The organism is Epibacterium ulvae (assembly GCF_018678075.1).
In the GTDB taxonomy this organism is placed as follows: domain Bacteria; phylum Pseudomonadota; class Alphaproteobacteria; order Rhodobacterales; family Rhodobacteraceae; genus Epibacterium; species Epibacterium ulvae_A.
In genome coordinates this window covers 18,519-28,098 of the sequence record NZ_JAHHIR010000027.1, presented here as the reverse complement: position 1 = coordinate 28,098, position 9,580 = coordinate 18,519, and the positions used below count along the sequence as shown (strand labels likewise).

Annotated in this window: 6 protein-coding genes; 1 reads left to right on the top strand and 5 read right to left on the bottom strand. The window is 54.9% G+C overall.

From position 1 onward, the window contains the following. The 5 genes from KMP13_RS07145 to KMP13_RS07125 form a co-directional block, all read right to left on the bottom strand. The coding region (locus tag KMP13_RS07145; RefSeq protein ID WP_215265127.1) for an Ig-like domain-containing protein at positions 1 to 1,416 on the bottom strand (1,416 nt) is incomplete at its 3' end. Between the two features lie 511 nt (positions 1,417 to 1,927). Next, the gene (locus KMP13_RS07140; RefSeq protein WP_215265125.1) at positions 1,928 to 3,286 is read right to left on the bottom strand and encodes an HlyD family type I secretion periplasmic adaptor subunit; all 1,359 of its coding nucleotides are present in this window, start codon (positions 3,284 to 3,286) and stop codon (positions 1,928 to 1,930) included. Between the two features lie 12 nt (positions 3,287 to 3,298). Next, the gene (locus KMP13_RS07135) at positions 3,299 to 5,320 is read right to left on the bottom strand and encodes a type I secretion system permease/ATPase (RefSeq protein ID WP_353055689.1); all 2,022 of its coding nucleotides are present in this window, start codon (positions 5,318 to 5,320) and stop codon (positions 3,299 to 3,301) included. A gap of 21 nt (positions 5,321 to 5,341) precedes the next feature. Further along, complete coding sequence (locus tag KMP13_RS07130) at positions 5,342 to 7,366, bottom strand: hypothetical protein (protein WP_215265123.1); 2,025 nt, start codon at positions 7,364 to 7,366, stop codon at positions 5,342 to 5,344. Positions 7,367 to 7,477: 111 nt separating this feature from the next. Beyond that, positions 7,478 to 8,908, bottom strand: coding sequence for a hypothetical protein (locus KMP13_RS07125; protein ID WP_251363721.1), 1,431 nt, complete (start codon positions 8,906 to 8,908; stop codon positions 7,478 to 7,480). 93 nt (positions 8,909 to 9,001) lie between these two features. Here KMP13_RS07125 and KMP13_RS20425 point away from each other — a divergent pair, with 93 nt between their 5' ends. Next, the gene (locus KMP13_RS20425) at positions 9,002 to 9,292 is read left to right on the top strand and encodes a hypothetical protein (RefSeq protein WP_251363720.1); all 291 of its coding nucleotides are present in this window, start codon (positions 9,002 to 9,004) and stop codon (positions 9,290 to 9,292) included. Positions 9,293 to 9,580 lie beyond the last annotated feature (288 nt).

Here is a 9,580-nt window from a genome sequence, read left to right as displayed (position 1 = left end):
GAAGCGGCCGCGACTGAAGGTGAAGACGCAACTGTAGCCTCTGACGAGGTTGAAACGCTCCTCGGCATTCTCCAATACCGTAGTTTCGGCCTCGATAACGAACGGAGCGTCGTTCACTTCTTCTACGGTGATGGTAACGGTTGCGGTTGACGTCGCGCCTGTAGCATCAGTCACGGTGTAGGTGAATGTGTCTTCACCGGCAAAATTCGCGGCCGGACGATAGGTCACTGAACCATCGGCGTTTAACGTAGCGAGTCCGTTGTCTGGTGCATCAACTTTGGAAATGACCAAGGCATCGCCAGCGTCATTGTCCAAGAGGTCCAAAACAACTGTGCCGTCTTCTGCCACCGAACCGTCGTCATCAGATGCGCTTGCTTCTGGTTCCGGCGCTGGTGCGGGAGTAGGTTCCGGCGCTGGTGCGGGAGTAGGTTCCGGCGCTGGTGCGGGGGTAGGTTCCGGCGCTGGTGCGGGGGTAGGTTCCGGCGCTGGTGCGGGGGTAGGTTCCGGCGCGGGTTCTGGAGTAGGCAGTGGTGTCGGCTCCGCGTCAACCGCAAGCTCATTCAAAGAGACAACAGTACCGCCGTTCAGGCGGGCAAATTCGACGTTACGAATAGTGCTTACTTCGCCTGCGGCTGTTTCAATGCTGTACGAACCATCATCTAGACGGGTGACTAGGAAATCGTCAGCCGCTCCACGCAGCCACAACTGGTCATTGCCAGCGCCGCCATTGATGTCATTTTCGCCTGCGGTCAGAACGATGCGATCATCACCGGCACCGGCGTCGATCGTGTCATCACCCGCGCGGCTATCGATCCAATCTTGACCATCGCCTGCGTTGAAATGGTCTTCAGAGCGTGATCCAAAGAAGGAATCGTTGTAATCGCTACCGGTGATTTCCTCGACGTCGCGGGTGACGTGCCCAAATGCCAAGGCGGTATCCAACGCGGTGTCCGACAACGGATTGTCAGAGATGTTCGTGCCATTGGTGTTGATGATTGAATAGGTCGCGCGCAGACTTTCTCCGCCAAATTCGGCTTCGGCCCCGCGTTCATATACGGAATAGGCTTTGCTGTCGCGCGTGAGTTCAAGCTCACGACCCAGCGAGCCGAAACGACCGATGGATTCAATGATCAGGCCTTTGGCTTCTCCGGAAAAACTTGCTGTGTCTGCACCTTCGCCGCCATCCAGAAAGGACCCAGAGCCGCCACTTACACTGAAACTTTCGTTTCGGTCTTGGTTATCAATCGGGGTGTTCTGCGTCGAAATGCTTGAAACTCTGTCGCTATTACCAAGAAGGAATTGATCGTCTGTGTCTGCATCAATGTCTGCTTCTCGATCATCCACTTGAAGTGACTCGCCAAAGTCTCCGAGTGCGACATCCAGCTCAGGAACGATTTCAGTAATTATTTTATCCAAGGCTTCTCTCCTTGAGGGTTTGTAAATATAGTTTGGATTAACGTTTTCTCAATATTCGTTAATTGCAGTGATTTATTGGAGCTACTAACGTTTTTGTGAGGGAGGGTTTGCGCAATTTTACGGAAAATTTTCCGTCAACATTTTGCCACAATCAGCGAAATTCGCGAAAGATGCAATTGAAGTGGAGTGTTTGAAAATGTTTAAAAGTGTTAAAAAGCACGCGGATATGGGCCATTGAGATGTGGGATTTTTTTTGGCTGTCGTGTGGAAATTGAATTTTGTCCCAATTGAGGCATTTGTGTGAATTTATTAACTTTTTTCAATCTGATTTCTAAATGGAAATAGATTGTTTCCACTTGTCTATTTGGGTGGAAAATTGGTTCTACGCGACTAATTATCCGCAGAAACGCCAGTTTCTACGGCTGTTAGAATCAAATGGTCGCACTTTCGCAGCTGTTGCGAAGCGGGTTCTGTGTCGACCTCAACCAAGTTGAGATCGACAGGACGGGCGTTAATCCTCGCGGAAGGCGCGTGACATCGAGTCCACGATGGGCTTGGTCAGGTATTGAAAGAACGTACGTTCCTCGGTGGTGATCAAGACCTCGGCTGGCATGCCCGGCGTTGGGACGAAACCGGGAACTGCAGCGATGCTTTCAGGTGCCAGGTTGATGCGCGCCACATAGACCTCGGGGTTCTTGATATCGGCGGAATTGTGAATGGAGTCCGCTGAAACATAAATGACCTCTCCCTCCAGCACCGGGGTGGTGCGTTGGTTGAGCGCGACCAATCGGACAAAGGCGTGCTGACCCAGTTGCATGCTGTCGATTTCGGTGCGCGGGACCAGCGTTTCGATGATCAACGGCGCGTCTATTGGCAGAATTTCCGCGACTTCTTTGCCACCTTTTATGACGCCACCGGACGTATGGTAATGCATGCGAATGACGGTGCCAGAGACGGGTGTCACGATCTCGGTCCGGCGCAGGATATCTTGGGCCTGCAGGATCTGTTCATTAATACTATCCAATTCGGCCTGGGCAGCTTGCAATTCATCCAAAGCCGTCTGGTTATAGGCGTGGCGAGTCTGCACGGTTTGTTTCTGGTATTTGCTGATCATGGTTTCGCTCTCACCAATCTCAGCGGTTAGACGGGCAATCTGCCCCTCGGCGTCCACCAGCGCGCGTTGCAATGCGTTGATTTCCGTGCGCCGGGTCAGGCCGCTTTCAAACAGTTTGGTTTTTGCGGCGTGGTCGTCTTCCAACAGGACGATCTGCTTTTCCAGGGCCGTGCGCTGTTCCTGGTATCCCCAGATCCGCAGTTCCTGAGCCGAGATATTTGCATCAATCAGCGCCAGCTCATTGTTCATCTTTTCGCGCGTCAGATCAAAGCTCAGCGTCTGACTGTTCATGATTTGCGACAGGTTGAAATCGAGGTTGGCTTTTTGCACCAACGCGTCGGTGAAGGTCAGCGTTGGGCGGTTCTCATACTCTGCGTTCAGGCGGGCCACCATTGCGTTCAGACGGGCTTGGCGCAGGCTCAATTCGGCCAGATCGGTTTCGGCCGCTGTTTTGTCCAGCGAGACCAGAGTTTGCCCGGCTTGAACAAAGTCCCCTTCGCCGACAAGAATTTCGTTGATGATACCGCCTTCGAAGTGTTGGACAATCTTGTTTCGCCCGGTTGCAACAAAGCTCCCTTGCGAGACAACAGCAGCGGCCAAAGGCGCTGAAAACGCCCAATAGCCAAATCCACCCAAAGCACCGGTCATCAGGATCAGCCCAAGAATACCGATCCGCCAGACCTGTCGGGGCAATTCAGAGAACCATTCCTGGGGGCGGTCTTGGGGATCTTCGTGGTCAATCGTTAAAAAAGTCATAGGTCATCCAACTCAGCTGTTATTGTCTGGGCGGTTCAAATTCGGGTTTTGTTGCGGGCGCGGTGCCTGCGGGGGCTGTTGCCCGCTGCGCCGTTGCTCCAACGCTTGCAGCACTTTTTGACGATGGCCGAACATGGCGATATTGCCGTCCGCCATTAGCATGATCTTGTCCACCACGCTTAGCAGCGATGGTTTTTGCGTGATCACCACCACGGTCATTCCGTGGTTTTTGGCGTGGCTCATGGCGCGCGCCAGTGCGGCATCGCCGGCCGTGTCTAGGTTTGAGTTCGGCTCATCCAACACTACCAAACGCGGCTCACCAAAGAAAGCACGCGCCAGGGCGATCCGTTGTTTTTGCCCACCCGACAAAGGCGTGCCATCGGCCGCCACCATCGTCTCATACCCTTCGGGGAAGCTCGCGATCATCTCATGAACATCGGCCAGAACGGCCGCTTTGTGGATTTGCTCATCCGAGACGTCGGTGCGCATGCGGGCGATGTTCTGTTTGATGGTGCCGGGAAACAGCTGAACGTCTTGGGGGAGATAGCCGATATTGGTCCCCAATTGACGTTGGTCCCAATTGCGCAGATCCATCAGATCCAGTCGAACCGCGCCAGAGGTCGGAAGAATGGACCCCACCAGCATCTTACCCAGTGTTGTTTTGCCAGCGCCGGAATTGCCGATCACAGCAAGCGATTCACCGGGATCCAACATAAAGCTCAACCCATTCAGAACTACACGTTTGGTGCCAGGCGGAACAAAGAGCAGACGTTCAACATCCAGCCGCCCTTCGGGGTTGGGCAGGATCAAGCGGTTGGTGTTTAGCGGTGATCCTTTGAGCAGGTTGCCAATACGGCCATAGGCAGCGCGGGCCAAAAGGAACTGGTTCCAGCCTTCAATGGCACCTTCCACCGGGGCCAAGGCACGACCAGCAATGATCGACGCCGCAATGACCATGCCGCCGGTGATCTGGTCCTGAATGGCCAAATAAGCCCCCCATCCCAATAGGCCGATCTGGGTTAGAAGACGCACCGCGCGCGACAGGGCCGCGGTTATGATATTGCGGTCTTGCGCTTTGACCTGTGACTTGAGCGACCGCGCCGTATCTTGGCCCCAGATGTTCACCGCTTCTGGGATCATCGCCAATGCGTTGATGACTTGGCTGTTGCGCGACATCGAATCCAAATGCAAGTTTGCGCGGCTTTGATGCATGTTGGCTTCTGCAAACCCTCGCGATGTGATGCGTTGGTTGACGATGGCGATCACAAGTAAGATCAGCGCGGTGATGACCACGATGGTGCCAAGATGCGGGTGAACCAGGTAGATCGCTAGGATAAAGAAGGGCGCAAAGGGGACGTCCAAAAAGGACAACAGCGTGCCTGAAACCAGAAACCCACGCAGTTGTTGCAGATCGCCGAGCGTTTGATACTCGCGTCCATTGCTGTTGAGTGAGGCTCGCGCTGCGGCGGACAAAATAGGGGCGCCCAATTGGGCGGCGACCTCCACCGCCGTACGCATCAGGATAAAACGCCGGATGGCGTCCAGAATTGCCTGAAGAACAACCGCGCCAACAATCACAGTTGTTAGCATGATCAACGTGTCCATGGAGCGGCTGGTCAAAACGCGATCTGAGATCTGAAACAGATAGACCGGAATGGCCAGGATCAGAAAATTGGTGGCACAGGTGAAAATCGCCACCAGGATCAGGTTTTGCCGGATCGCTTTGAGACCGCGTTCCAAACCATCGGCAAATCCACCGGACCGCACGCGGCGGTGAAACTTGCCGCCGTTGCCGCCGTTGCCGCTGCCACTTGTTGGCGTTGGGGGAGGTGTGATTTTACGTGGAATGGCGCGGTTCATGCCTTTGGGCGGGCTGCCTGGGCCGGTTGGTTCGGAAATACGTCCCTCGGCACGGGGGTCCACCCGCTGATCCGGGTTGAGTTTGAATGTGTCCGCGTTCCCTTGATGTGAAGACTTGCTCTTGTCGGCCGCAGGGGAAGATCCCTGCGCTTCTTGTGAATGGTAGTCTTTCACCTGTGTGCTCCTTAAATAAATTTATGCGAGAACCGACTGCATAACGTCGACCGTGCTTTCCTCTGGTAGGGAGGCTGCAATCGCGCCGTCTTCGGTTCCGTCGTCCTGAGCAATCAACCCGTCCGCCAGAAACAGAAAGGCTTCGCCGGTCAGGCCGCTTGTTTCCGCTGCCAACAGCGGGTCCTCTTCGGAAATGAAATCCGCTTGGTATAGAAAGCTTTCGGTGTAGGCTCCTTCGCTGGTGTAAATCGTTGAATCGATGCCGGAATCCGTGATCGTAGCGAGGTTGATCGTCTCGTTTTGTCCACTGATCACTGAGATGTCCGCGCCATCAGCGCTTTGCACGGTCTCCGAGGCCCAGGCGATCTGGTCGGCGTCGCCCAAAACATTGATCTGCTCCACGACCTGCACGTCGAGGATGCTGCCTTTGATATGAAGGACACGCAGCAGATCAGATCCGGCAAAGGCGTCATCGTTGCGCGCGTTGCCAATGTCGGTATCCCCACGCGCCACCGCATCGGAAGCTTCGGCAAAACTCTGGGTCATCGCTGTTGTATGATCGCTGCCGATGTCGCGGATCTTGGCCCAGTTGAACAGCAGATTGTCGGAGGATTCGATCGACCCGGCAAAACCGTCCTGATGATAGATCACGTCAGAATCCAGCATCACATTGGTCTGCGAGATATACTTCATGTCGATCATGTCGCCGCCAACGACGATCAAATCGTAGTGAAAACCCAGGCCCAAAAGGCTGTGTGCATTGGCCAGAAAGTTGCCGCCGGTTTGAAAGTACGTTTCATGCGCGTCAAAGCGAACGCTAACCACGTCATTGTCCGAGGCAAAGTTGAATTGTTTGACGTAGTTGTAATTGATCAGGTTGCCATCAAGCTCTGAGATCACGACATACTTTGGCGATCCAAGTGTTTCGCCTTCCGCAGCCTCGGCCTGGGGTTTGGGGTTGGCAATTTGCTCGAACTCGAACCCACTAAATGTGTTGGTGGTGCCGCCGGACGTCTTGGTCATCGCGCCGTTGATAAAATCGGTATCATTCCAGATATTGACCTGACTGACCGCATTGGTCACCGCCACTTTGCCCATCACCGAAATAACCGGGGCGTCCAGCCAGTCGGATGCGATGCGAACTTCGTTCAACAAGACATTGCCGCCGGTGATCAGCTCATGCGGGGCACCGTCCGCGTCATCGCCAATGGGCGTGCCGTCCAAATCTTGTGTGATCTCTTCGCCCGATGCGTCTTTGGGGCCGTCGGTGAGTTCTGCCTCTTCTTCCTCCGGCTCCGCAATTGCAAAGAAATTGCTGACCTCGGGGAGTTCAGGAAGGCTTTCGGCCGCTTCACCATTTACGGTGATGCTGAGCGCATCATCGTCGTGGGCGACATAGACTGTCGCGGCCACGGTTGGTGCAGGCAGGCCGTCTTCTTCAAATGTCGTGAGCTTTTTGTGCAGGTCTTCTGCGCTTTGGGAGATTGCGGTTTCGTCTTCCGGCATCTCAGGCGTGCTCAGCACGTGCAAGCTTTGGGCCTGCAAGGCCAGCTCAGTCAGAACCGTGTCAAAACTTGCGGCCGGTAGGAATGCAATACCGGCGTCGTAATTCAGGAGGATGTCGTGATCTTGCAACCAGTTGGTCTGCACGCTCACCGTCGCCAAAGACGATGGGAACGGGATGAAAAAGATCGGCTCGCCACCTAGAACAAACCCTGGGTTCACGGGGGGCAGATTGAAAAACAGTTTGGGAAAAAAGTCGTAGTAATACGGCGCTTCATAAGCGGGTGATGGGGGATAGCCGGGATTTGCAAAAAAGGACGGGGACGGTGGAGGCACCGTGCGCCATCCCAGGTCGGGTTCAAAATCTTTCAGTTGGTACGGGCTAGTGACATTGATCGTCACGTTAAGAAGGGGGCCAAGATCCGGGTCCTGAGAAAGCCACGCTTGCATTTCCTGATACTGGATCTTCATGCGCGCAGCTTCGACATTTAATTCGAATATACCTATAAAATGGGCAATAATTTCTGATTTGTCGTCAAGCATGAGCAGAACTCCATGAATTCTTGGACCATGTACCGATCCGGGCTGCTCGTGTTTTTCTTATTGGTATTGGGCGCGGTCTTGCCGCGCCCAATACAGAGGTTCAGTGGGAGATTATCCCAGGTCGTCGTCGCCGATGAGGGTCGAGGTGTAACCACCGCCCACTACGGTCATGTCAACGGTGTTCCCCAGGACGTTCGCACCTTGGACGATGTTCTGGTTGAAGGCTGCGTTATCCAGTGCCGCGTCTGCCGAAGCAGCCGAAGTGCCAGTTACAAAGCCGTCATCGCCGTTGTTGGAACCCCAGTAACCACCGGACTGACCGCCTTGGCCGCCCGTTGCTTCTGACCAACCGCCAGCACCACCAGCACCGCCAGCTGCATAAGCGTCACCGCCGCCAACAACTGCGCCGCCAGCGATACCGCCGGATGCACCAGCGTGTCCGCCGTCACCGCCGTCACCGCCGTCGCCACCGATCGCTTTGGACAGGCCGTTGCCTTCGCCAGCACCCAAGCCATAGCCACCCGCGTGTCCGCCATCAGCAGAACCAGATCCACCGGTTGACCCACCAGCACCACCGGCACCGCTGTCGCCACCGTCATCACCGTCGCCCGCATCACCGGAGCCACCGTAGCCGTAGCCACCTGCGTCGCCGCTTTCAGCGTTGCCCAGTCCTACGCCATGTCCGATCGGGATAAAGCCATGGCCGCCGCCAAGACCAGCACCGATCGCGCCCGCGTCACCGCTGTCTGCGTAGCCAAAGCCACCAGCGTGTCCGCTATCGCCACCGTCGCCGCCGTCGCCAGCATCGCCGCTGTCACCACCGTCGCCCGCATCACCGGTATCACCAGTGTCACCAGCATTGGCACCTACGCCGACACCTACACCCAGACCACCAAGGCCTACGCCGATAGCAGTGGAGTTTCCGCCGTCGCCGCCGTCATCACCTTCGCTCTTGCCGCCTTCGTTGCCGTAGTGCTTGCCACCAAAGCCAAGTGCGCTGCCGCCATCGGCATATGCTTTGCCGCCATCATCGCCGTTGGCTTCTGAATAAGCTGCACCGCCGCCGTCGGATTCATTGTCGATCCCGTCGTCAGAAGTGGCTTCGCCGCCTTTGGCACTTTGATAGGCTTTGAAGTCACCGTCATTTGAGACCTTCGCTTCTTCGGACACATCGTTGTCCTGCAGAGCATTGTTCATGTTGTTGACGGTACCGGTGTCGTTGCCTTGACCGTTCAGCGAGTTGTTCAGAACTTTGTTGAAATCGGTGTTGCCGCCGATGTCTGTGTTCATGTCACCATTAGCCATGGTGATGTCACCGATTTCTGCGTCTTTGCCGAGATCAAAATCAGCAAAATCGTCATCGGTTGGTTCCCAATCGGTGGTTCCGATATCCAGATCGATGTCCACGGATACATCAGAGCTGTTGCTTACAGCTGTATGGGACGTGTTGGAAACATTGGCCGCGGCCGCTGCGGCAGCGTTTGACGCAGAATCCGCATCCGAGTGTGACCCAGAATGTGCAGCGCCGTAGCCTGCGCCCATTCCGACACCAACACCCTTGCCAGCACCATGTCCGGAGCTATCGGACGCAGAACTGTTTTCATTGGTATTTGAATTGGAATTGTCGTTCCCGTTATGGTTCCCGTTGCCGTTACCATTCAGGTTACCATTGCCATTCAGGTTGCCATTCCCATTGAGGTTCAGGTTTTCACTGTGCTGACCTTGGTGTTGTCCTTGGCCTTGATCCTGGCCTTGACCTTGACCTTGGTGCTGACCTTGGCCTTGACCTTGAAGTTGACCTTGAAGCTGGCCTTGCAGGCCGAAAAGATGCTGATGCCGATTGCCGGACATATTAATTCTCCCAATTTGCCCGCGCGGTCACCAGTATATCCAATGCGACCATTGTCGAGCAGTTTGACTTGCTAAATAGTTGAGGGAACGCGGTGATTTTCAATTTGGAATTATCTCTAATTCCACCATGCAATCACAGGTTTCCGTTGCTTGGGTGTTTTCGCGTTTTGATTTCCTCCTTTTCGAATCTTTTCGATCAAATCTGCGAACGATCCGATCGTTCAGATAAAAATTCTGCTTGTGAGGAAGGGTCTCAAGCCGGTTCAGGGTCACGGAAAAGGCGTCGCGACGTAAGCTGGAGATTAGATTTAAACCGGATTGAGGCTCGTGGAGGTAAGAAATTTTATAACAAAAACGGAACGT

What these genes read in the sequence shown, in the direction of transcription:
- KMP13_RS07140 (WP_215265125.1), bottom strand. Translation starts at nt 3,286, where the DNA reads ATGACTTTTTTAACGATTGACCACGAAGATCCCCAAGACCGCCCCCAG.
- KMP13_RS07130 (WP_215265123.1), bottom strand. Translation starts at nt 7,366, where the DNA reads ATGCTTGACGACAAATCAGAAATTATTGCCCATTTTATAGGTATATTC.
- KMP13_RS07125 (WP_251363721.1), bottom strand. Translation starts at nt 8,908, where the DNA reads ATGGGCGCAGGCTACGGCGCTGCACATTCTGGGTCACACTCGGATGCG.
- KMP13_RS20425 (WP_251363720.1), top strand. Translation starts at nt 9,002, where the DNA reads ATGGTTCCCGTTGCCGTTACCATTCAGGTTACCATTGCCATTCAGGTT.